Origin of the sequence: Erwinia sp. HDF1-3R (genome assembly GCF_039621855.1) — a bacterium.
In the GTDB taxonomy this organism is placed as follows: domain Bacteria; phylum Pseudomonadota; class Gammaproteobacteria; order Enterobacterales; family Enterobacteriaceae; genus Erwinia.
This window is the reverse complement of the sequence record NZ_CP155071.1, coordinates 2292646-2315636: the sequence shown is the minus strand read 5'-3', so window position 1 is coordinate 2315636 and position 22991 is coordinate 2292646. Positions and strand designations below refer to the sequence as shown.

The following is a 22991-nucleotide window of genomic DNA, read 5'->3' as shown; positions in this document are numbered from 1 at the left end:
GCGAGGTTTCTTGAAAGGTCTGGGGACTGACGCTACGGAGATGACTCCTTTGCATGAGAAGCGCAGCGTTAGCTTCGCTCAATCTTTTTTGCAGCGTCGTCGAGGATGTCAATAATGTTATACAGGCTTTCCCGGGAGAGGTGCGGCTGGGAAAGCCGACCGTTTAGCGCCATTTTGAAATTGTGAATAGCCCGCTCCATCTCGGGAATGCTGCGATTATTCACCAGCACCGCCAGTGAGCCAAGACGGGTGATGATACGCTCAAGCGGCTGCTGATTCGCAGACAGATAACGCTCACCCGCTGCGGTCAGCCGCCAGCATTTACGCGTGGCCAGCGGATCCCCCACCTGAATAAGCTCACTCTCTTCCAGTAGCGACAGGTTCGGGTAGATGATGCCGGGGCTGGGCGTATATTCTCCTCGCGACAGATCTTCGATAGATTTGATCAGCTCATAGCCCCAGGTGGCCCCCTGCGATAAAAAATGCAGCATCAGTAGCCGAACCTCGCCGGCATCCAGCATTTTTTCGCGGCGCTTTCTGCGCGCGCTGTCAACGCAGGCACCTTTACCCTCTGTGGGGCGGGCGGGGGAACGGGGAGACTCTTTCATGGCGGACCCGATGGTGAATAAAGGGGGGTGATAGTAATCGGCCCCCTGTTGAATTTCAACGGGGGCACAGGGCTATTTCTGATGCCAGTAGGCCATAGCGCGAACCCGTTCGGCTTCACATCCGCGGGTTTGCAGAAAATAGTCGCTGAGTCTCTTTACCGCCTCACCCTCTCCGGTCAGCCAGATAAAGTAGTCATCGGCGGGAAGTGCAATCTGATCCAGCCGGGCGATCAGCATTTCTGCCGCAGCCAGCGTCATTTTTCCGCTCTGCAGCCAGCTGATATCGACCCCCGCCGGGTTACCCAGGTAGTCATTACCGGTGGAGGCTTCCGCAAAGGCAAACAGTTTAATGCTGCTGCCCGACATCGTCTGCTGTCGACGTCGGAAAGCCGGTAGCCCGGTTTCATCACACACGTAAAGCTGGAAGTGATAATCCTCCGGCACCACCAGCGAGCTGCGTGGTCCGCCGATTGCCAGCCTGTCGCCGGGCTGAGCGTTTGCTGCCCAGTCGCTGGCCAGGCCGGACTGATGCAGGTAAAAGTCCAGCGTCAGCCTGCCCGCCTGGCTGTCAAACGCCATCGGCGTGTAGTCCCGCGCGGCGGGACGAACGCCCTCTTTCCACTCCACGCCATCGGCAGTAATCACCGGCAGCTGCAGTTCCCCGGTGGCGGGGTCTGGGAAAAATACCTTAATGTGATCGTCAAAGCCCGCGGAGTTGAAGCCCACCAGCGCTTCTCCGCCAAATTCGATACGGTAAAAACAGTTCGCGACCCACTGCTTGCTAAGCACCTCAACGGGGCGAAAGCGCAGCTCATTTCTGACGCGTCGCGGCAGGCGACGCTGTGGTTGATTATCCGGCACGTTATCTCTCCTGATGTTCAGACTCTGGCATGATTGTTTCCGACGGGCGTCGGGAGGGTGATGAGCGAGGACTAAAATATATCTATGATATATCTTAAAGGCAAGTGCGGAGATAAAGCGAGGTCAAGCCCACCCTGTTAATCAACAGGGTGGGCCTCTGTTTACTGGCCTGTCGCGGCGCTTACGCGCCAGACCACGTTGCCTGCATCATCGGCGATCAGCAGTCCGCCCTGCTTATCCTGCGTCAGACCCACCGGCAGCCCGCGCACCTTTTCCCGATCGTCGGAGAGGAAGCCGGTGACAACCGGTTTTGGTAGCCCCTGCGGCTTCCCGTCTTTGAACGCCACCCACACCACCTGGTAGCCATTCAGCGGCTTGCGGTTCCAGCTGCCGTGCTCGCTAATAAAGGCCCCGCCGCGCCAGGCGGCAGGCAGATTATCGCCGGTATAGAACCACAGACCCAGCGGCGCGACATGGGAGCTGAGCGCGTAATCCGGCCGCAACGCCGCCTTAACCTTGTCAGGGCGCTGGGGTTTAACCCGGGTATCCACATGCTGACCGTAATAGCTCCACGGCCAGCCGTAAAAGCCATTTTCCTGCACCGACGTCATGTAATCCGGCACCAGATCGGCACCGATTTCATCACGCTCGTTAACCACGGCCCAGAGTTTCCCGGTCTGAGGTTCCCACTGAAGCCCGGTCGGGTTACGCAGCCCGCTGGCATAGATACGGCTGGCCCCGGTGGCGACATCTACTTCGAGAATGTCTGCACGGCGATATTCGGCCCCGATGCCGTTCTCAGTAATATTACTGTTTGAACCGACGCCAACGTACAGCTTGCTGCCGTCGGGGCTGGCCAGCAGTGACTTCGTCCAGTGGTGGTTTATCGGCCCGCCCGGCAGGTCAGCCAGTTCGCTGCCCGGATCGGTGATCTGCGTGGCACCGCTGTCATAGTGATATTTCATCAGCCCGTCGGCGTTCGCCACATAAAGCGTGTCACCGATCAGCTGTACGCCAAACGGCGAATGCAGATTTTGCAGGAATATATGCTTCTCCCACGTTTTGCCATCGCCGCTGCTGTTGCGCAGTAGCGTGATACGGTTACCGCCCTGCCCACCCTTACCGGCGGCCTTCTGTACCAGCCCGGTGATTAACTCCTTAGGCTGGCTGACCTGTCCGGGTGGCGCGCTGCCCTCCACGACCAGCACGTCCCCATTAGGCAGCGTATAGAGCTGGCGCGGATGCAGCAGGTCGGCGGCGATTTTCTCAATCTTCAGCCCCTGCGCCACTTTGGGTGCTTCCCCCTTTTTCCACGGCTCGCCGTCAGGTACTTTCATCGGCGGCACCAGAAAACTTTTTGCCGCGGGCAGTTCGGGGTTAGCCCCGGTCTGGCGGGCAGGATCGATTTTCGCCCCTTCGTCGCATCCGGAAATCACCAGCGCAACAGAGAGGGCTAACAGAGATAGCACAGCGTTATTTTTCATTATCATAGCTCCCTGACCGCGCGATCGCGCAGTGCAAGCTGCACGTTGGCGAACAGCATTAAAATGACCACCAGGGTCGACAGAATGACCCCGGTGGGCACCACGCCCCAGGCATCCCGGGTGTGGATAAATGCGTTGAATATGGCTAGCACAATCGCCACCAGCCATGCCCAGAAGTGGATTTTTATCGGCGATCCCTGCGGATAAGAGACGCCCGTCCAGACGTGTATCAGGTTAATTATGCGCGGGATAATGGCAATAATCAGGCCGATAACAATCAGCCAGCTGGCCGCGCGCGTCCAGGTCACTTCGGTGCTGAACAGATAGATAATATCGAAGATCCATGCCGCGACGAAAAAGCCCACCGGTAAGGGGTTTAACAGGGCGTAAACGGCCACGGCAAGGCTGGAGCGCCGGGGGATCACTTGAGATGTCATTGCATGACTCCTTAATGCAGTAAAGGGCGACGGGTAGCCGTCGGTACGCAGTCATGTAAAATATTAGTAAACTTAGTGATTTTATGTTGTTAAATGTGAAGATAATTAATTGCATATTTACATTGTCGCCTGGGAACGGACGATGCGTTGCGGTGGGATGGAACAGGGATCGGATTAATCAGGCAGCGCAGGTGAGTGTTAAGGGCAGCAAAAGCTGGAGGGTTGGGAATCTGAGGCGTCAGACTGAGGCATCAGGAATTCAGGAGTTCAGGAGTTCAGGAAGTCAGGAAGTCAGGAACTCAGAAAGTCACTGGCAGGATAAGCCCCTGCACTGACGCCAGCAGGGACTGCGCAGCGAATCAGCCGCTACACAGCCCCTCGTTTGTCACGCAGCCCACGCCTGGCTTAACTTCTCCTGAGATGGGTCGCGCCGTACGACGTTACTGGTGCAGAAGCCCTTTCAGGGCTGTATGTCACTCAGGAAGCCTGCCACACGGTCTGTACGTTGGTGAACTCGCGTACGCCAAAATGCGACAGCTCACGACCAAAACCGCTCTGTTTAACGCCGCCAATTGGGACGCGCGGATCGGAAAAGCTCGGTGAGTTGATAAACACGCCGCCGGTTTCAATCTGCGCGGCCAGCCGGGTAGCACGCTCAGTATCGCGGCTCCACAGGCTGCCCCCGAGGCCAAAGGCGGAATCATTCGCCAGCTCAATGGCATGGTCAGCGTCCTTCGCCACAATCAGCGAGGCCACCGGGCCAAACAGTTCCTGGGTAAAGCTGGTCATGCCGGGCCTGACGTTGCTGAGCACGGTAGGCGCATAGAAGTTAGCCTCGCCCGGCAGCGCATGGCCGCCCAGCAGGCACTCTGCCCCTTCTGCGAGAGTCGCTTCAACCTGTGCATGCAGCTCATCACGCAGATCGTAGCGCGCCATCGGGCCGACAAAGGTTGATTCGTCGCGCGGATCGCCCACCTTGATCGCCCTGACGGCCTCAACAAACTTATCGCGGAATTCAGCAAACACGCTCTCTTCGACGATAATACGCTTGGCAGCGATACAGATCTGCCCGCTATTGCTAAAGCGTCCAATAACCGCTCCCTTCACCGCCGCGTCGATATCCGCGTCGGCCAGCACGATAAAGGCGTCTGCCCCACCCAGCTCCAGCACGCTCTTTTTGATCGCCGCACCGGCCAGCCCGGCCACCGCCGCCCCGGCGCGCACGCTACCGGTCAGCGTCACGGCAGCGATTCGCGGATCGTTGATGATTTTCGCCACGCTATCGTTGTCTGCATTCACCACGTGGAACAGCCCATCGGGTACGCCGGCCTTAAGCAGAACGGATTGCAGCAGCAGAGAGCTGCCCATCACGTTAGGCGCGGGCTTGAGCAGATAGCTGTTGCCTGCCAGGATAATCGGTATCGCGCCGCGCAGCACCTGCCAGACCGGGAAGTTCCAGGGCATCACTGCCAGAACAGGGCCGAGGGGAAGATACTGAACAAAGGCTTTATTCTCCCCTGCCTGCACCGGCTCATCCGCCAGGAAGGCCGGACCGTTCCCGGCATACCATTCACACAGGCTGGCGCTCTTTTCCACTTCGGCCAGCCCCTGAGAAACCGGCTTGCCCATTTCGTCCGCCATGCTTTCTGCCAGCGCGCGTGCCTGCTGTCGCAGACCACCCGCAATGTTTAGCAGCAGTCGGGTACGCTTTTCCAGATCGCTGACGCGCCACCCCTTAAATGCACCTGCGGTTTTTTCCAGCGCGGTTTCCACCTCTGCGGCCGTTGCGAAAGGCATCTGCTGCGTCACTTCCCCGGTAAAGGGATTGCGCGTGACGGCACTGGCTGGCGTATTGGTTGCTGTATTCATTAAATCTCCCGTTAGCCGGGCAATCAGGCCCTGGCTGTAGTCAGTTGAGATGCGATTCCTGACATTCTAGCCTTGTGCATGGTTCCTGAAAAATGAATAATAATGAAAATATCCTGCTCAATATGAGAATGAATAATGGATCTGACCCAGCTGGAAGTGTTCCGCGCCGTGGCGGAAGAAGGTAGCGTCACCGCGGCCGCCGAAAGGCTGCACCGCGTGCCCTCCAATATCTCGACCCGCCTGCGACAGCTGGAGGAGGATCTGGGTACGCCGCTGTTCAGCCGGGAAAAGCTGCGGCTGCATATTACCGATGCAGGGAGAACCCTGCTGGATTACGCCATCCGCATTCTGGCGCTGACCGAGGAGGCCAGGCAGCGGGTCACCTACCAGCAGCCCGCCGGAATATTTACCCTCGGCGCCATTGAGAGCACCGCGGCCGTCAGGCTGCCGCAGCTGATTGCGCGCTACCATCAGCAGTGGCCGGACGTGGAGCTGGATCTCTCCACCGGCCCCTCTGGCGATATGACCGACGGTCTGTTTTCAGGGCGCTTCAGCGCGGTGTTTATCGACGGGCCGCCGAAGCATCCTCAGCTGGATGGCGTGGCGGCTTTTGCCGAGGAGATGGTGCTGATCTCCTCGCTTAATCATCCGCCGGTGCCCAGTGCCGCCTCGGTTTCCGGCTCGACCATTTACGCCTTTCGCGCCAACTGTTCATACCGGCGCCGCTTTGAAAACTGGTTTGCCGCGGAGCATGCCGCACCGGGCAAGATTTTCGAAATGGAGTCCTACCACGGTATTCTCGCCTGCGTCAGCGCGGGCGCAGGTCTGGCAATGGTGCCGCGCAGCATGCTGGAGAGCATGCCCGGCCGGGAGAGCGTGGCAGCCTGGCCGCTGGCTGAGGATGCCGGGCTACTGGATATCTGGCTGGTATGGCGTAAAGGCTACGCATCCGGCAACCTGCGGGCGATGGTCGCGATGCTTGAGGACGCTTCGCAGTAGCCAATCGCGCATCGTGAGCCTGACCGTGGGTAGCAGCACAACCGCCTTATCTGTTGAGCAAGCCTTATTAAACTGGCAATGTGATGCTGCTGCACGACCGCCCTGCTGGGTTTAAAAGCCCGAGAGTGAGCTAAACAGCGCAGCATTTTTTCAGCACCAGCCTATGGCTGGTCAGAATTCAGGTCGTTATTTTCCTAATGCGGCGATGAAGTGAGCGGTCAATGCCCGTACCTTAGCCGAAGGTTTGGGACCCGAAGGAAATACGGCAAACGCCTTCAAAGGCTCGAGAGCATAATCAGGTAATAACTGAACAAGGCTACCGTCATGTCGCTCCTGGGCTGACATGACGGTAGTGACGTTAGCAATGCCAAGTCCTGCAGTTGCCGCTGCCAGAATGCCCGGTGCTGAGTCGATCCTGACCCGGCCACGTAATGTCACAACTTCCGTGGTGCCTGCCTTAAACAGCTTCAGTGTGCTTTTTTCTGAAAAGCTCTGTTCGTGCAGAAGTGTGTCATGAAACGCCAGATCTTCTGGCGTTTCTGGCACTCCCCTTTTGACAAGATATGCCGGCGATGCCACTAACATTCGCGGCACAGAAGCAATTTGCCGCGCACCGAACGTGGAGTCCTCAAGCGTGCCCATGCGGATTGCCATGTCAACACCCGCCGCAACCAGGTTCTGCCGATCATCCCGCATGCTAATTTCGACACGCAATTCAGGGTAAAGCTCAAGAAAATCGGCAAGGGCAGGAATAACCGCCCGCGTACCATACATAACAGGCATCGCAAGGCGAATAGTGCCACGGAGAGAATCAATTCCCCGGACAGCATCTTCAGCGTCTTCAAGATCTGCAGCCGCCTGACGTGCCCTTTCCAGAAAGGCAGCGCCAGCTTCGGTTAAGGCTATATTCCGGGTTGTGCGTAGTAAAAGCTTAACCCCCAGACGCGTTTCCAGCCCCGTGACGATACGGGAAGCTGATGGCTGTGAAAGCCCCAGCTCCTGAGCGGCACGGGAGAAGCTTCCCGATTCGGCCACACGCGTAAAAACGTTGATTTCAAGCCAGCGATCATTCATTCATGTTCCAAATAAGTGTTCTGCAAAATGACAGTATAATTTTATTTGGTGAAAGAGTTTATTCTGAACTGGTCAACCTTTTGGGCAACCCATAGCGATATATGAGGAAAACTATGACCATCAAAATCTACGGTGATCCAGGTTCAGGCAGCCTGCGTCGCGTCACAACTGCCGCCGCAATCATGGGCGTCGTGATCGAACGTATCAATATCGATTTATTCAAGGGTGAAAGTCATACCCCTGACTTCCTGAAGTTGAACCCGCACGGGCTTACCCCCGTTCTACAGGACGGCGATACCATCATCTGGGAAGCGTCAGCCATAAATCTTTATCTCGCCGGGAAAGTGCATTCCAGCCTGCTCGGCCAGACGGCTTCAGAAAAGCGGGAGGTCGTGCAATGGATGTTCTGGTCTGGTGAACAGTGGCGGATATTTTCTACCCTGCTGTTTAACGAGTGGGCAGGCGCGACATTCACGGGCAAGCCTAAAACTAACGATATTGTCCAGCTTGCGATGACCTATATCAGCAACGCTGCAAAGGTACTGGATCATCACCTTTCGACCCGAAAATTCATCGTCGGAGATGCATTGACCCTCGCCGATATCGATATTGCTGCGCTCTTTTCGCAGTACAAACGGACTGGCGCGCCTTTTGAAGAGTTTCCGAATCTGGTCGCCTGGCACCAGCGTCTGCTTGAAACCGTACCCGCATGGGCGGCTACACGTGATGAGGTGGAAAACCGTATAGCTGGCGTCCTTAATACCGCCAGCTGACCGCACAGTACATTAAACCTTTTGCCGTCAGCCTTACCCAGAGTGAGATCTGGCGGCTCAAAAGCGAGACAAAGAGGCCCATCCTGAGGCACAGGAATGAACTGACCCCACCGAGATGGCTGTGACGCACTGCCTGAATCGCTCTGCGGGTGACTCAGCAAGTTATTGCTTCACCGAACAGACTATTGTGGCATGATCCCACCATTTGTTACCCATTCTGATAACTTAAGAGGTTGTCCGGGTGTGACAATATTTCGGTATTCATGGGTTTACGCCTTTATCTGACAGAGGTACTTTTGAGTTACCTGTTTTACCTGATAACCTTACCGATCGCAGCGAGCCTGTGCGGTGCGGTGCGGTGCGTCAAACTGACACACAAAACACCATCTCTATGGGTCCTGGTTTTAAACATCATCCACCATTACGGAAATTCAATATGCTGCAGTCTTCATCCGTTCGCTTCAGGGTGGCGGTTTTCCTCCGGGCCTGCATGGCACTCACCACTGCTGCCATTGTGGCCATCAGCGCAGGTTCCCCACTGGGCACCTTCCGTGAAATCATGTCCAGTCCGGGGTTATATATTGATATCTTCTTCCTGCTGCTCCTGATTTTTACCTTGTGGAATGTTGCCTGTGTTTTCGTTGACGGAGGTCCCCTGAGCGGAGCGATTAACGGCCTCATACTCTGGATCGCTGCAGGCGCATTTGATGTGATGGATGAAATAGTCAGTCAACCGCGATGGGTGGGCTACTTCTGCGAAGATTTGTTTAAGCTGTCTGGAATGCTTCTCACCGTTATTAGCGTCTACTGCATCATCATGCGGATGAATTCACGTTTTTCCGTGGCGCAGACCAGCGCCATGCATGATGAACTCACCCGGCTTCCGAACCGGCGTTATTTTGTGGAAACCCTCAGCAGCACGACCAGTGCACAGCTGTCCATGATGATCATCGATATTGATTTTTTCAAGCATATCAATGACCGGTGGGGGCATGATGTCGGTGATGGTGTTTTGTCCAAATTCGGCGGACAGCTGGCGGGTATCAGTGGGCCTGCACTGAAAGTTTTCCGTATCGGTGGAGAGGAATTTGCGGTAATCGGCGAGGGGCTTTCCCGGTATGAGGTGATCCGCTATGCAGAATCCATCTGCAGGAATGCCCGGAACATCATACTGGATGATGGTCAGGGTATCTCCGTCAGTATCGGGGTTGCTTTCCAGAAAGTTGGGGAAAGCCAGCAGTCGTTAATGAAAAAAACCGACATAGCGCTCTACCGGGCAAAGGAAAACGGACGAAACAGAATTGAGTTGGCCGGCAATGAAAGGTCTGTATCTTAACCCTGTTGAGATATCCTCCTGACAATAAGGTAATTTCCGCCCTTTCGCACCCTGTCAGGGTCAGTCGTAAAATACACAGGGATAGAGTAATCGAAGAGTTTTGCATTAGATAAAAATGACATTTACATCACAAGTGAACTCTCTATAATCGCCGAAAAATTAAGCTCTCCGATTCGACGGCAGGGATGAGATGTCACCCTGCCGGTTTTTTTATGTGACACAGCGATTTATCGCTGGTGTGCAGCGCCAGGCCACAGCACGGAGATATCGTTGTGGCCAGCGTACAGGGGGAATTTATGATCAAATGGCTTCTGCGGACGCCGAGACTGGCGCTGAAGCCCATGAACCCTCATGGTCGCCGATTCATGTCTAATGAGATGTATAATCGCGACTCTCTCAATACGTTTAACGCCGAGCCGGCAAGGTCAAAAGACTCCGCAGCGCTGCTCGGCGCGATGAAAAAGCATCACCCTGAGAGGCAATGCCCGCGTCAATTGAGCTCGGGGCGAAGTTCGCTTTATGCTCAGATTGGACCTTCTGCCCAGTGAGTCAGTCAGCTCCGTGCCAGGAGCGGACATCTTTAGTATCATTATGTGCGGTCAGAAATCAATATTACGCTTTACGTGTGAACTGTTGTTCTGTAAGGGTGCTCCCCCACTGATCACCTTGCCACTCTTTATATAATTCAAAACCGAATGACTCATAAAGACGTCGCGCAGCAGTCAGTTTGTTGAAGGTCCAGAGCTGAACTGCTGAAAACTCTCTCTCATCGCAAAACTTCATAGCTTTGGAAATTAATTTTCTCCCCAGTCCGCTGCCACGACAACCGTCATCAAGTATGAACCACCGCAAATGCGCCTCATTGTTTCCAAGATCTTCCCCGTCGATTGCCACAGATCCAACTATGCGTTCGTTTTGTATAGCCAGCCAGATCTCATTACTCGGCTTTTCCAGGCGCCCGGAAAATTCAGCCAAGCCCGCAGCTACCTTGCTTTCAAAAAAACTGCCAAAATCATGTTCTCTGGCATAATAACTGCCATGCATTTCAGTGATACGGCCAATCAGTCCGGCTCGGTAACCAGGGACGATTTCAAAGCCGATTGGAGCATCCACTTCGCTTTTTTCACGACAGGCTTTAAGGGCATCTGCATAGGAAATGAGACCCAACGAAACGGCTTGCTGCCGCACGGGATCTAGTTTTTTTAGCGCGCCCATGACGCGTTCATTACTGTAATCATTTATTTTCCACACGGTTTGTCTACCCATCGCGGTCAGACCAAGCACTTTGGTTCTCCCATCCCCGGTAGAAGGCCTTTCTTCCAATTCACCGATACTTACAAGTTTCGCTAACATGCGGCTTACACTGGACTTCTCGAGCCCCAGAATCTGAACAAGTTGAGCCGCAGTCATCAATCCACGGGCTTCAATTTCAAGCAAAGCATGTACAACGGAGGGTGAATATTGAGTTGACGCTATAGTTTGGTTCATGAAACCCAACTCTCTTACCATCCGCCGCGAAGCTACGCGTATATTTTCAACCATCAGCGATTCAGTCATCATTCGCATTACCCTTCAAATTAGTTGTAACATACAACCATGTATCTAAGGTTTTTGTCAATCATGCTTCCAGCAAAAAGAGATTTAGGACTACGGGGTTTAGATGTGCTCCCTACAGTTTTTTATCTAATATCGGCATTTGTTCTTTGCGAACGTTGTTTTAATGTCCGCTTCACGCCCTGAGACATTCGACAAGCTTTTTATGGCTTCAGTAAGGGCGAATGTCGCGCTTCGAGAGCCAGCAAATATTTCGCTTCGTCGTAATGGGTTTTGGTCTTCCAGCAGCGGTAAATGATCCTTATCCATTTAAACGCCAGAGCCCGGATGGCTGATTGATGCGATTTCCCTTTTTCTCTATGGCCCTGGTAATAAAGTCTGGCCCAGTATGATGAGTTAACCGTTTTGGCAGCCCATTCAACAAAGGTCTGCCTGACGAACTTCGCACATTGCCATCGCCAGTGAACCCAGGATTTCTGGCCACTTCGTTCTGTCACCGGTGCAATACCTGCATAGTTTTGAATTTCTTCAGCGCTGTTAAACCGGTCACGGTTATCACCCAGTGCTGCAAGCATTCGCGGGCCCATACACAGCCCCATGCCTGGAAGTGATTTGAACAGCCCCGCATCTGGCAATGTGTCAAACAGCGTTTCGATTCGTTCGTCATAGGTTTTGATGATTTCACTCACGACTTTAATTTGTGTCGCCAGTGCTGTTGCCATCAACGCATTAGCCTCTATAACACTCTGGTCTGTAGTCAATGGGATCGCGTTATCAATACTCACAACACGCTGCTCGGTAAGGGCCATTGCGCGGCCACCTTGGGCATTCAGAAAGTTGCGGATCGTGTCGCGCCTGGCACGTTTCAGTTGTTGCAGACTGGGCCACCGTATAATCAGTTCACACAACAGCAAGCTACCCCGATGTGAGAACCATTCCAGGGGCTGAGGATAATACTGCTTAAGCGTGTTGATTATCCGATTCACAAAGCGGCGTTTATCTTCAACCAGCTGACGACGCTGCTCAACCAGTTGCTGGAGTAACCGGATATCTGCGTTGTCGGGTTCAATGGCTTTTATCTTTTGGGGATAGCGTAGCATTAACTCTAATGCCAGCTCGGCATCCTGCGGGTCATCTTTAGAGCCGCTGGGCGAGAATGCTTGCCGGTAACGGGCCAGTGACAAAGCGTGGACAGGTAAAACAGTGATAAACGGATATTTCTGAAGAGCATACACCACGGGACCTTTCTTCAGCTCGAGAGCTATAGCGATCCTGCCTTTTACCTTCTGGTGTAACTAAGTAAGCCAGACGTCAAGCGCCTCAGGCGTATGTTCAATCACATGGAATACGCGTTCACCGTTTTTAAATTGAACGCAGATATCGTGCTTTTTATCCGCCCAGTCCAGACCTACATGAGCAGCAAACTGATTAATCGCAGTCATCACCAACTCCTTTTCATCGGGGATTGGTATGCATTCCACGCTCTTCGAAAGAAATATAGCCAGCAGTTTATCTGCATGCCCTGAGTATTCGTTAGCGAACGTGGAGCACCTACTGGCTCGAAAGAAAAGCGGCGATCATCACATGATTCTCGCTCAATATTCGTAACCAGTAAGCGCATACCCTGAATCACTTCAAAGTGTAATTCTCAGGGTGCGAATGACTATATATCGCTCATAGCGGACATTCCGCCAGGACGGGGGGCAGTTGCATACATGCCATTAACCCGTCACCGGCCTCCAGAATGGACAGCAGAGGGTTATCCCTCCTGCTCTGTCAAATCCACCTCTCGCTTTCATCTGTTAGACCCACAGATCCGTTTTCTGTAAGAATCGGAAGGAAGTAACGCAGGAACATGAAAATTTTTTCTCCTGCGTTACATGCATAAAGTGTAAGTAAGGAGAAAATAGCGGTACAAACTTTTCCAGGGAAAGCATATGAATTATTACCGCACCGGCTCGGCCACAGATGTTCTTAACACGTTGAAGGCGTATGGTGACACATTGCAGGATCCTCCAACTCGTAAGCAGCACTGGGTACTGCTGGAGAGACTGATATCCCGTGAAACGGAAATGAAATCGGTATGGGACAATATTGCCCGGCAGAAGCTCAGCTGGCAGCAGTGCTTCACGCTGCTAGAACAGATTTTCTTTGCGGGTGCCTACGGCACAGAAAAGCGGCATGAATGCCTGAGGGCTGATTACAGAATGCTGACTGATCTGAACGGGAAAATAACGGCTGAGGCAGCAAAACTCGCCGAGATGCTGACGTTGCGGGAGGAGATCCTTGAGCGTAACTCTTTTTCAATGGACCTCACCATGCACATTGTTGATATGATTGACGAGGCTTCAGTAACAAACGGGCACTATCGCTCATTCCTGCGCGAGCCGCTCGGCGACCTCCGCAGCAGGTATGACAGCAAATACTGGCCTTCACTGCAGCAGCTACTTCAGGTGGCCGCTCGTGAAATGCCGGAGGCGGAGTTCATGTATCAGAGTGAGCAGGCCATCGTTGATGGCAGAGGGGGCACCGTACCAGACTACCTGCGCGAGCTGTTTGACTGCATTGAAGTTGCCCGGCATGACCACTGGGGACTTCCGGCTGGCTTCACCCTGACGGACGCCAGCCTGGCAACACTGGCTACCGTTTCACTCGATCTCAAGGACGTTGTTACTGCAGACAGGGTCAAGACCTTGCGGCACCGGCTGAATAAAGAGGGTTTCCCTGGGGCATGGGCGACACCACGCAGGGCATCCCCGCAGCTATCAGCAGTCGGCGGGAAGAAAAGTAACCGCGACATCAGGTAACTAAAAGGTCTGCAGTAGCTCATTAATCAGCGGCTGTGGCACCTGTCTTAAAAAACCGGCGTCAGCAAACAGTTAATGAAGACGGTTCTGGCTGGACGCTTACTTACGATGTTTAGGAGAGATGAGAGTAAGATGGGCTGACTCAGGTCAGCCTTTAGCACTCCAGCAGCAGATGATGGTCAGGGAGTTGGGTTTTAACCAAGAATGGACGGACGGAAACGACTCAGCCACTCTTGGGCAAAGTGAACATAAACCGGCTGGTCATTTTGTTCCAGTTTCCTGAATACACTGAGCTGATCGGCCTGAGAACGGTGTTGCCCCAGTTTTAATTTACCCTTTATTTCAGTGATTTCAATGCCTATGCCGGTTATTCCGGAAATGAGTTTCTGCCGGAAGTCATCCGGGAGCGATTGTTTATTATGAAGCAGCTCTGGCTGAAAATGCGCAAGCATTCTGTCCAGTGACAGTTCTAACTCACCGGTCGTCAGGTAACGGCTTTTACCTCTGATGCTGACGGAGGCATAGTTCCAGGTAGGTACAGCGGGACTGGCCTGGTAATACTCAGTTGAAATAAATGCATGGGGGCCCAGCACTGTCAGCAGGCATGTCTGTTCATCCAGAGATTTAAGCTGTGGATTTCCAGAAGCCAGGTGAGTTTGTATCAGATTATCACCTGAAAAAATAAAAGGAATATGACTGAGTTGCAGGTCATGCGAAATCAGAGAACCAAAGGAGTATTGGCTGAGAAAAAAGCGGCATTCTTCAGGGCTCATAGCCGTACCGTTAACATCTGACATCATGTTCCCCCGTGTATTTTGTGATCATCCGGAAATTATACAGATGTGAGTATGAAGGGTTCTCAACTTCAGGGCACGCTACCCCTGCCAGTTGATAAAGGATTTTCCATGTTTTACGGTCGGATGATACCAGGGCTCTGATAGCTTGCTTAAGATGGGTAATGAGCTTAATGCGCATTTCCATATCGAGTTCATCAAAGGCCACGGCCATCAGGTCAAGGAATAATGAAGAGTGTGAAGCTTCATCCTGGCGGTGCATTTCCGTAATAAAACGAAAGGCAGGTTGTACACTGACCTCTCCGGGTAAAACCGAAAGATATTTACTTATTGTTGCTTCGCAGACTGTCGTCAGCGCCAGCCAGGCCAGCTCCTTCTCGGCTGCAGGAAGTGACTCCATGGAGTGGATATACACGGCCAGATCCGTATCGGGGAAAATACTGAGGTTATGTTCAGAAAGTCGCTTGCATAAACTGATCCCTTTATAAGACATCAGCGTGTGGTAGGTTTCATCTACCTGAACCTGAGCTAAACGGGTAATAAAATTCCGGGTGAAAGAAAAGGACGAATTACCGGATAAAACCAGCTTGCAGTATTCGGTCAGCGCCTCCTGCTCAATGATGATGGTTTTCTGATTGTACATAAACCACCCGAAGGAAAGAAGTAGCTTCCTGCTTTCGGATTCAATGCTTTCCCAAGTGTGCTCAGAATAAAAAGGGAGGTATTCTTTAACAAAATCGTCATATTCAGTCTGATACTGCATGCCATCAATTTGCAGAAGAGTATCTCTGTGTTCTGTGACCGCGGCATTGTCCGGCCACAGTTCTTCATGGCGGAACTGCCTTTTAAATATATTTTCTATTTTCATTTTTTTGCAATGCCCACGCCTTCTGTTGATTCGAAGTGCAAAAAAGACTGGAATTTATCATGCAGAAAAGGAATGAATTTAGAGAACATCTTCCTGTTCCACCTGATTTTTTCGGCAATGTAATCTGAGTCAGTGGTGTTCTCAAGGAGAATGTTATGGGCGATCATTAACCCTCCTTCACGCAGTGAGTCGTAACCTGCACGAATCATGGGGTAATATATGGCCTTATCGATAAGATCTTCATCATCAACGCCGGACTTGGGCCCTTCGGCGTCCAATACAATCCAGTCAATATCCGTTAAAGCCTTAATGGACTGAATGGCATCTTCGCTGATCTGAATAATTTCCACATCCTGAGCCACGGTCAGATTACTGAGGTTCTTCTTTGCGAGAGCCTGGCAATTCTTGTCAATGTCCATGAGCCAGACGGTAGAATTTTCAGGCAGGGCTGCCAGCACCCATACAACCCAGAAAGCATAATAAGATCCCATGAAAGCAATCTTCTTAGGCTTGGTAATATCTGCAAGTGCAAAAAGAAGGCGTGACTCTTCCGGGAAAATGAAGGTTTTGTTATTTCCATGGATGAACTTTTCAGAAATTTCTTTTTGCGTCGCGTTATAGAGCTGTTTGTTATAGATCGTTGTTGGAATAAGGTCATGCTCAAAAAGCAACTCCAGCAAATTGTCTACATATTTCTCAGGTTCTGCTGGCATTCTGGCTGAAAGATTGAGCATGTCTTCATTGAACTCACGGTTCAGCAGACTTTCTTTTTTTTGGCAGATCTTCCCGAAATATTCTTTTGCGTGAATTTTTCCATCTAAAAAAGAGCGAAAATCTATATCTTCTTTTAAATTATCCAGGATAATATTATACGCGGTTCCGGGCATGACTAATTGCTCCTCATAAATTTCTGATAAATGGATAACGACTGATACTGTCCAAGCTTGAACGCGACTTCACTCATTTCGCCTTTAGGTATATACCCCAGGTTTACACATATATTCCGCATGGCTGCGTTTTTAGTGTTGAAGAGCGCCAGAATTGTGTGAAGACCGGCTGTGCCGGCATATTCACTGACATGCTGACAGAGCGCCGTTCCGACAGATTTCCGGTGCTCCGCCGGGTGAACGTAGCAGGTCAACTCTGAAAGACCTGCATAAGCTTTTCTGCGTGAAAACGGATATAATCCTGAAAAACCGATTATGCGGCTCTCCTCTACTGCCACTGCAAGATAGAAAAAATATTCCGTGCTGCCGAGAAATTCCCTGAAATACTCTGGGGTTTTTATCTCGGTATCAAAGGTGGCATCTGTATGTAACACAGCATGATTGTAAATTTCACATATGGCGTTGAGGTCATCTGATATGGCCGGCCTGATCAGCATGCTCCCTCCTTTATAAAACTGATGGCTGCTTCATAGTCTTCGCTTTGAAATATTATGAATCCGGTTCTGTTCACCACATTTCTTGGGCTGCGTTCAGATTTGCTGACATACTTCTGCGCTGAATCCTTCTGTACGACATCGAATTTTTCCGGAACTGTCACATCCTCGCCAAACAGGAATCGAATACCGACAAAACAGTTTGCAGGCTGGCCCACTCTCTTTTCCTTATGTAACCGTACTTCATTACCAGAACGGGACAGAAGGTAGAACTCTTCGAGGGAACAGCCATGTTTGATATCCACTAAACGGGAAATAAGGTCCCCGGCTATCCGGGATGCAACTTCAATCAGATAAAGCCTACCATTTTTATCCTGACGAAATTCTATATGAAGCACGGCACTGGTCACCTGCATGGTACTGATAACTTCATCAACCAGCTTCTTACATTTATCGGGATAATATTCCGGTGAAAGAGAGATATGTCCAATTTCATCGAAATAAGGTTCATCTGAAAGAATCTTTCGCGTGACATAAAATCCCGCGCAGGCGCCGTCATGAACCATCACCTCGGCACTGTATTCCGTTCCCTCTATATACTCCTCAAGAAGTGCAACGCCCTCAAATTTGATGCCAGTTGCCAGTGAGATCTTATGTGAAATAATTGAGTCAACTGCATCTGATAACTGTTCTTCATGCTCTATCTTTTTCACGAAGAAACTTGCCGCACCATCAACCGGCTTGATGATCAGAGGGAACTTCAGCTTCCCGGTGAGGGATGGAATATCTTCCTGTTTAGAGACAGTCCCGTATTGTGCCGGCTGGAGTATATTTCCTTCTGATAGCCAGTCACGCATGATTTTTTTGTTGCGAAAGCGATTTATGTTCCCATGATTAAAAGGTAAATCTAAGGCGGCGCAGATCTTTTCTGTGACAGGGACTGCCAGTTCGCCTCCGGGAACCACAGAGAATATATGACTGGTATGAGAGCTGAGGATTTCCATAATCTGATCAATCCATTCGATACCAAGTCCGTCGGCGATAATATAATTCCCATCTTCCAGTAAAGAAGAGTCTGGTATGTGCCCTTTATGGAAAAGAAATATGGGTTTCTTTTCCAGTTGTATGGCAGCGTCATAAAAATGTTTTACGCTATAACTGCTGATCGCACCGACGACAATTACTTTATTTTTCATTTAAACACCCTTCCAGTTTCAGTATGCATAATACAAGTAATATCGCTCCCGAAATGATAAAAAAGAGAAGACCTTCGCTCCCTGCATGATAGAGAACTCCGGCGACTGGTGCCGACAGGGCTCCACTCACACTTACGCTCAGGAGCGTAACGTCTTTCAGCACGGTTTCTTTTATTTCAGATTTCAAAGATGAAACAAGGGATACAACATAAGGCAAAAAAATTATTTCTGACAGGGCCATTAGGACCGAGGATGATATAATTCTGTACGCCTCACCTTGATAGCTGATAAAGGGCGCTACAGAAGCCAGCGCGGACACAGTGGCAAACAGTATAACTTGCTTATCTTTCAGTCCGGACTTTTCAATAAGTAATAAAACGGGAAATGAAAATATGACTATCGAAAGCGAGTTAACCGTGAAATACAAAGCTATATACTTCTGTGCTTCCGCAATCTTATCAGGCGTGACCTGAATAATTTTTAGTGGTACATAAGAAAAGATGAATGCATAAACAACCGTATTCATCAGCACGATAACATACAGGGGGCAATATCTGCGGAACCGCGTCACGGTTTTCCCCGGCGAGGGTTTACTCTGTACGACAACGGAATTCATTGATGGATTGCGGGCGAAAAGAGCCGGGGAAAGTAACGCAGATAATAGGGCAATAAATACGGCCGTGCCGACCAGGCCAGTTGTTCCCCCCTTTTGCAGTATCGCAGCCGCTGCAAGCGGAACGGAGCAAGAAATAACGTTGGATAACACATTGGCCGTTGAAAGCGCACGTTTAATACCCCGTTCCGTGTTGGTCTGCATGTGAATCTGACGATTAAAGTCGCTGAAATTAACCAGTGAAATTCGCATCAGAGCCACGCCCGCTATAAGCACCCAGGGTAACCTGTAGCCCATTCCTGCTAATACGGACCCGGCTCCTGTTACGATCAACACCATGATTAATGTCAGCATCTGTGCCGGATGAGAAAACACTGGCCGCAGATATAACGTCAATGCGGCAAAGGCATTGCAGATCCCTAATCCGAGGGTCATCTCGTTGACGTTCAGGCCCGCTGAGGGCGCAATTTCTGACAGCAGATAGGGCATGATGAGGAAACTGGATGTAAGAAAAAACGTAAGCAAGATGATACAGTTAACGCTAATTCTGCTCATTTACTGACTTCCCTTTTTCTCTGATTTACTAAATTATGCGTATAAAGTAGGTTTTTAATCAAAATACACCCATTAAACTGAATTTCCATTCACTTATTTGTAAGGAAAAGTAAAGGCAGCTAATGCTTTCTAACGTTTCGTTATTACTATTACTAATGCAATTTGCGGAGGAGAAGAAGTTCAGATTCTTCTCTGAACGGAGAGAGCCTGTAATCAGACTTCGCATATGCCGGCAAGCGCCTCAGCGCGGTCCCTTCAGATAACAGCTCTTGTGTAAGCTGCTCTGGCTGAACAGGTGAAAGGTAAGCGCCAGTGAATGCGGTTCATCGGGTGCCATAATTAAAATTTATGGCAAATTTTGTCGGTATTATCAGCTGCGCGTCCGGATATAAATGATTCAAGTACAGTTTTTCGGTGCTTTTAAGCATTCAGTATCCGGCTGGCATAGTCCAGGCTGGCAATGTCAGCGGTGGGCTTTACAGACGTCCTGCAGGAGTTGACGGGCTGATTTGTCCCAGGAGCGGAAGTTGCGTGTGAATCCACACTTCTGTGTTGTTCTGCCCTTTGCGCATGAGTTAAATGCTCATCGCCCATTCGTTTCGAGGAATTCATTAACGCACAGGCATACTTCGGCACCTGCCGAAGCAACATGCCTTCGTCATCATTAAACTGTCCGAAATTTGACGACGGAGCGAACCATGATTGCAGTACTTTTTGAGGCAGATGCCCAGCCTGAGGCTCAGGAAAGATATTTTCAGCTGGCTTCAGAGCTGAAGCCTCTGTTATCCAACACGCCCGGATTTATTTCTATTGAGCGCTTCCAGAGCCTGACTATCCCTGGAAAAATTCTCTCTTTGTCCTGGTGGGAAGATGAGGAGTCTGTAGCCGGATGGAAGCGAAACGTGGTGCATCAGGCCGCGCAGAAAGAAGGTAAGCAATCGATTTTTTCATTCTACAGAATACGGGTAGCCAGCGTATTTCGCGATTACTCTTCTGATAAGGGAACAAATCAGCATGTATGACATTCATATTATTCTCCAAAATAGCCCGGGATCGCTTGCTTCACTGGGTAGTTTACTGGGTGAAAATGGAGTGGGACTTGAAGGCGGTGGCGTATTTACAACCCCTGAGGGCGGACATGCACACTTTCTGGTTGAAGAGGTTGAAAAAGCTCGTCGGGTACTAACTGAAGCCGGTGTTGCAGTCTGTCATGTGTGTAGTCCTCTGGTAAGAAAATTAACTCAGGAACGGCCGGGTGAGCTGGGAGAAATAGCTGATACACTTGCCCGGAATGGGATCAATATTCTGGTACAGTACAGCGACCATAGCAACCGGCTCATTCTCATTACCGATGATGATAACCGGGCAGCTGAAGTCACCCAAAAATGGGCAATACCTTCTGCATGAAACGCCTCAAAGCACAGTTCAACAGGGAGCCGGAAGATGTTCTTGAAACATCAATGGCAATGGTTGCATCTGCCCTGTCTGAACCTTCAAGGGTCAGTATTCTGTGTGCCCTGATGGACGGGCGCGCGTGGACAGCCACCGAACTTAGCGCAGTGGCTGGCATAGCACCCTCAACGGCCAGTGGGCATCTGAACCGGCTTCTCAGCAACGGTCTGGTCATTTGCCTGACGCAGGGGCGTCATCGGTATTACAGCCTTGCGGGACATCATATTTCCGGACTACTGGAAAACCTGATGGGGGTTTCAATGCGCACCCATAAAACTCCTCTCTCCAGCACGCCGGTACATCTTCGCTACGCTCGCACCTGTTATGACCATCTGGCAGGCGAGCTTGCCGTGAACATTTATGAATTTATGCTGAGGGAGATATGGCTTGAAGCTGATGGCTCGGCATTGACTGCTGCCGGTAAACTGCATTTTGAAAAACTGGGAGTAGAATTTAACGCACGAACACGCCGCAAGCACTGTTGCCCATGTCTGGACTGGAGTGAAAGACGTTTCCACCTCGGCGGTGAGGCAGGTTCGGCACTATTAACGTTTCTACTGCAAAAAGAATGGATAACGCGTATACCGGGATACCGTGAAATAAACGTGACCAATACAGGAAGGGATGCAATCTATCGGCTGTTTAAGCTGAAAATTACCTGATCTTACGCTCTGGTCCTGCTGCTTCGACCGGATGCCATTTAGTCTTTCGATATTTTCACCCGATTTCGTGACTGCACTACTGTGCCGGGTTTCGCAGGCATAATTGGTGTGTGACTTTATCCATACCAGATAAAGCAACAAAGCCCGCTCGTTCATAGAAAGTGAATGCCGATGAGGGTGCATTCGTGTTTGTAACATCAAACCAGTGGGCAGCATCCTTAATTATTTCACTTAGTAGACCGCTGCCAACCCGCCTATTTCTCCATCCAGTGTCTACATAGAAATGTCGCAGACGTCCGGCGCCAGCTTCTGGCGTAAAAGGGTCGATATTCAGTCCACACACGCCAACAATTAAACTATCAGCATAAGCCCCAATCAGTTTTTCTCCGGGACTGTCAAAGCGGTTTTGTCTGCTAAGCCAATTTTCTTCCAGCCGACGTAGCATGTTAAATCCTTCAGCCACGCTCTGCGATCTAAGTTCAACAAATCCTGGGCTGTTCGGGGTGAGATTTGCGAATTGGATATTCATGAGCCGTTCCAATGATTTCATTCTGCATAGTCTGGACAGGATTACCCTGGTGTCCAGTATGATAGTGATACTGCTCGCAACCGTAGACAAATTCTGTCCTCACGACGAGGCCTGTTCAAAGGCCTCCGGGCTGACGCCACCGAGAGGGCTGTGACGCACTGCCTGAATCGCTCTGCGGGTGACTCAGCAAGTTATTGCTTCACCGAACAGACTATTGTGGCATGATCCCACCATTTATTTTTATTAACCCTGATCGCCTCCAAATTAAAACGCGCTTTTTGTACTTCATTAGTTAAATCTGTAAGCGGCCTCAGGGTCCGCCAGGGTTGGCCTTCTTTCAGTAAATGATGCCTGAGTGGATCATACGCATCAATATCTTCTGTATGACGGGGAGCTCCGCACATAGAACCGATCACAAATCGTCCCCCGGGTCTGAGCAGTCTCCTTACCTCTGCAAAAAAGAGTTTTCGCGCGTCATCTATCAGGCAATGTAAACAGCTACCATCAATAATCAGCTCAAACGTTGAGTCCGGGCATTGATAAATATTGCAGACATCGCCGACAAGAAATTTTGCGGTGAGTCCGGCTTGCTGAAAACGATCTTCTGCCCACCTGATAGCCGTTTCTGACCAGTCCACCCCCCAGACAGAATATCCCAGCTCAGCAAGAGACTGCGCCGCCATTGCTCCATTCCCACACCCCATCTCAAGTACCGGCGTACCAGGCTGGGGTAAATACTGGTGTGTGTAAAGCCACTGGAATATTTTCACCTGCTGTTTTTTGGCTCTGAGATAACCTTCTCCAGCCCAGGCCGCAGCGCCATTTGCCATGAGTTGCCTGTAATGTCTTTCATAGGGGTTCATGCCAGAGATACCTTTTCATAATACCCACTCTACTTTATACGTCAGAGCCGCCTCTGAGGAATAGCGTCCGCATCGCTCACAGTGAACATTTTCCTGTTAATGCAGCAGTGCATCTATCCCCCGTTCCGATTGACATGAAACACAACTGCTTATAAGAATTGATTTTGCTATAATGTTCTTCGGCTCTCGCGACGATGGAGAGGATCTCGTGCTGGAAGCCTGTTTTGCGATCAAACCCCACGCAAAAAAAATTCAAGCGGGTAAGCCGCATGAACT

At 50.9% G+C, this 22991-nt stretch carries 22 protein-coding genes and 2 pseudogenes; 8 read left to right on the top strand and 16 right to left on the bottom strand.

What is annotated here, in order from left to right:
- Nucleotides 1-68: 68 nt before the first annotated feature.
- From AAGR22_RS10635 to AAGR22_RS10615, 5 genes are all read right to left on the bottom strand, one after another.
- Complete coding sequence (locus AAGR22_RS10635) at nucleotides 69-608, bottom strand: PadR family transcriptional regulator (protein ID WP_067702081.1); 540 nt, start codon at nucleotides 606-608, stop codon at nucleotides 69-71.
- A gap of 72 nt (nucleotides 609-680) precedes the next feature.
- The gene (locus AAGR22_RS10630; protein WP_345831471.1) at nucleotides 681-1469 is read right to left on the bottom strand and encodes a siderophore-interacting protein; all 789 of its coding nucleotides are present in this window, start codon (nucleotides 1467-1469) and stop codon (nucleotides 681-683) included.
- 161 nt (nucleotides 1470-1630) lie between these two features.
- On the bottom strand, nucleotides 1631-2953 hold the full coding sequence (locus AAGR22_RS10625) for a sorbosone dehydrogenase family protein (RefSeq protein WP_067702087.1): 1323 nt from the start codon (nucleotides 2951-2953) through the stop codon (nucleotides 1631-1633).
- 2 nt (nucleotides 2954-2955) lie between these two features.
- A complete protein-coding gene (locus AAGR22_RS10620; RefSeq protein WP_345831470.1) occupies nucleotides 2956-3390 on the bottom strand; it encodes a DUF2231 domain-containing protein in 435 nt (144 codons plus the stop codon).
- A gap of 477 nt (nucleotides 3391-3867) precedes the next feature.
- A complete protein-coding gene (locus AAGR22_RS10615) occupies nucleotides 3868-5259 on the bottom strand; it encodes an NAD-dependent succinate-semialdehyde dehydrogenase (RefSeq protein WP_345831469.1) in 1392 nt (463 codons plus the stop codon).
- A gap of 135 nt (nucleotides 5260-5394) precedes the next feature.
- Here AAGR22_RS10615 and AAGR22_RS10610 point away from each other — a divergent pair, with 135 nt between their 5' ends.
- Nucleotides 5395-6258: a LysR substrate-binding domain-containing protein gene (locus AAGR22_RS10610; protein ID WP_345831468.1), complete on the top strand. Its 864-nt coding sequence runs from the start codon at nucleotides 5395-5397 to the stop codon at nucleotides 6256-6258.
- Nucleotides 6259-6444: 186 nt separating this feature from the next.
- Here the strand turns inward: AAGR22_RS10610 and AAGR22_RS10605 are convergent, their stop codons facing one another.
- On the bottom strand, nucleotides 6445-7332 hold the full coding sequence (locus AAGR22_RS10605; RefSeq protein ID WP_345831467.1) for a LysR substrate-binding domain-containing protein: 888 nt from the start codon (nucleotides 7330-7332) through the stop codon (nucleotides 6445-6447).
- 113 nt (nucleotides 7333-7445) lie between these two features.
- On the opposite strand from AAGR22_RS10605, the gene AAGR22_RS10600 reads away from it, so the two are divergent.
- The 3 genes and pseudogenes from AAGR22_RS10600 to AAGR22_RS10590 form a co-directional block, all read left to right on the top strand.
- Nucleotides 7446-8105, top strand: a complete 660-nt coding sequence (locus AAGR22_RS10600) for a glutathione S-transferase family protein (RefSeq protein ID WP_345831466.1) — start codon at nucleotides 7446-7448, stop codon at nucleotides 8103-8105.
- A gap of 436 nt (nucleotides 8106-8541) precedes the next feature.
- Nucleotides 8542-9441 (top strand): GGDEF domain-containing protein, encoded by a 900-nt coding sequence (locus AAGR22_RS10595; RefSeq protein WP_345831465.1) that lies wholly within the window; start codon nucleotides 8542-8544, stop codon nucleotides 9439-9441.
- A gap of 218 nt (nucleotides 9442-9659) precedes the next feature.
- Nucleotides 9660-9788, top strand: a pseudogene (locus tag AAGR22_RS10590) (peptidase); the annotation flags it as partial.
- A gap of 265 nt (nucleotides 9789-10053) precedes the next feature.
- On the opposite strand, the gene AAGR22_RS10585 reads toward AAGR22_RS10590, so the two are convergent.
- Together AAGR22_RS10585 and AAGR22_RS10580 are read right to left on the bottom strand one after the other, a co-directional pair.
- Nucleotides 10054-11001 carry a helix-turn-helix domain-containing GNAT family N-acetyltransferase gene (locus AAGR22_RS10585; protein WP_345831464.1) on the bottom strand — a complete coding sequence of 316 codons (948 nt, stop codon included), beginning with the start codon at nucleotides 10999-11001 and terminating at the stop codon, nucleotides 10054-10056.
- 197 nt (nucleotides 11002-11198) lie between these two features.
- Nucleotides 11199-12437: pseudogene (locus AAGR22_RS10580) on the bottom strand (IS110 family transposase).
- A 495-nt stretch (nucleotides 12438-12932) separates the two neighbouring features.
- Between AAGR22_RS10580 and AAGR22_RS10575 the strand changes: the two are divergent.
- Nucleotides 12933-13802: a hypothetical protein gene (locus AAGR22_RS10575; protein WP_345831463.1), complete on the top strand. Its 870-nt coding sequence runs from the start codon at nucleotides 12933-12935 to the stop codon at nucleotides 13800-13802.
- A gap of 194 nt (nucleotides 13803-13996) precedes the next feature.
- Here the strand turns inward: AAGR22_RS10575 and AAGR22_RS10570 are convergent, their stop codons facing one another.
- From AAGR22_RS10570 to AAGR22_RS10545, 6 genes are read right to left on the bottom strand one after another with little or no spacing between them, the layout of a single operon-like run.
- Entirely contained in the window at nucleotides 13997-14575 is a 579-nt protein-coding gene (locus tag AAGR22_RS10570) for an FMN-binding negative transcriptional regulator (protein ID WP_345831462.1), read from the bottom strand.
- Nucleotides 14576-14585: 10 nt separating this feature from the next.
- Nucleotides 14586-15464: a diiron oxygenase gene (locus AAGR22_RS10565; RefSeq protein WP_345831461.1), complete on the bottom strand. Its 879-nt coding sequence runs from the start codon at nucleotides 15462-15464 to the stop codon at nucleotides 14586-14588.
- Nucleotides 15461-16351 carry a hypothetical protein gene (locus AAGR22_RS10560; protein ID WP_345831460.1) on the bottom strand — a complete coding sequence of 297 codons (891 nt, stop codon included), beginning with the start codon at nucleotides 16349-16351 and terminating at the stop codon, nucleotides 15461-15463. The genes AAGR22_RS10565 and AAGR22_RS10560 overlap by 4 nt, the downstream gene beginning before the upstream one ends.
- 2 nt (nucleotides 16352-16353) lie before the next feature.
- Nucleotides 16354-16848, bottom strand: coding sequence for an N-acetyltransferase family protein (locus tag AAGR22_RS10555; RefSeq protein ID WP_345831459.1), 495 nt, complete (start codon nucleotides 16846-16848; stop codon nucleotides 16354-16356).
- Entirely contained in the window at nucleotides 16842-18041 is a 1200-nt protein-coding gene (locus AAGR22_RS10550) for an ATP-grasp domain-containing protein (protein WP_345831458.1), read from the bottom strand. Before AAGR22_RS10550 ends, AAGR22_RS10555 begins: the two co-directional genes overlap by 7 nt.
- Nucleotides 18031-19209: a hypothetical protein gene (locus tag AAGR22_RS10545; protein ID WP_345831457.1), complete on the bottom strand. Its 1179-nt coding sequence runs from the start codon at nucleotides 19207-19209 to the stop codon at nucleotides 18031-18033. The genes AAGR22_RS10550 and AAGR22_RS10545 overlap by 11 nt, the downstream gene beginning before the upstream one ends.
- Nucleotides 19210-19907: 698 nt before the next feature.
- Here AAGR22_RS10545 and AAGR22_RS10540 point away from each other — a divergent pair.
- From AAGR22_RS10540 to AAGR22_RS10530, 3 genes are read left to right on the top strand one after another with little or no spacing between them, the layout of a single operon-like run.
- Entirely contained in the window at nucleotides 19908-20231 is a 324-nt protein-coding gene (locus tag AAGR22_RS10540; protein ID WP_345831456.1) for an antibiotic biosynthesis monooxygenase, read from the top strand.
- Nucleotides 20224-20616, top strand: coding sequence for an amino acid-binding protein (locus tag AAGR22_RS10535; RefSeq protein ID WP_345831455.1), 393 nt, complete (start codon nucleotides 20224-20226; stop codon nucleotides 20614-20616). The genes AAGR22_RS10540 and AAGR22_RS10535 overlap by 8 nt, the downstream gene beginning before the upstream one ends.
- Complete coding sequence (locus tag AAGR22_RS10530) at nucleotides 20613-21323, top strand: winged helix-turn-helix domain-containing protein (RefSeq protein ID WP_345831583.1); 711 nt, start codon at nucleotides 20613-20615, stop codon at nucleotides 21321-21323. The genes AAGR22_RS10535 and AAGR22_RS10530 overlap by 4 nt, the downstream gene beginning before the upstream one ends.
- Before the next feature lie 76 nt (nucleotides 21324-21399).
- Here AAGR22_RS10530 and AAGR22_RS10525 read toward each other — a convergent pair whose 3' ends face one another.
- Both AAGR22_RS10525 and AAGR22_RS10520 read right to left on the bottom strand, forming a co-directional pair.
- The gene (locus AAGR22_RS10525; protein WP_345831454.1) at nucleotides 21400-21852 is read right to left on the bottom strand and encodes a GNAT family N-acetyltransferase; all 453 of its coding nucleotides are present in this window, start codon (nucleotides 21850-21852) and stop codon (nucleotides 21400-21402) included.
- Between the two features lie 191 nt (nucleotides 21853-22043).
- On the bottom strand, nucleotides 22044-22715 hold the full coding sequence (locus AAGR22_RS10520) for a class I SAM-dependent methyltransferase (RefSeq protein ID WP_345831453.1): 672 nt from the start codon (nucleotides 22713-22715) through the stop codon (nucleotides 22044-22046).
- Nucleotides 22716-22991: the final 276 nt, after the last annotated feature.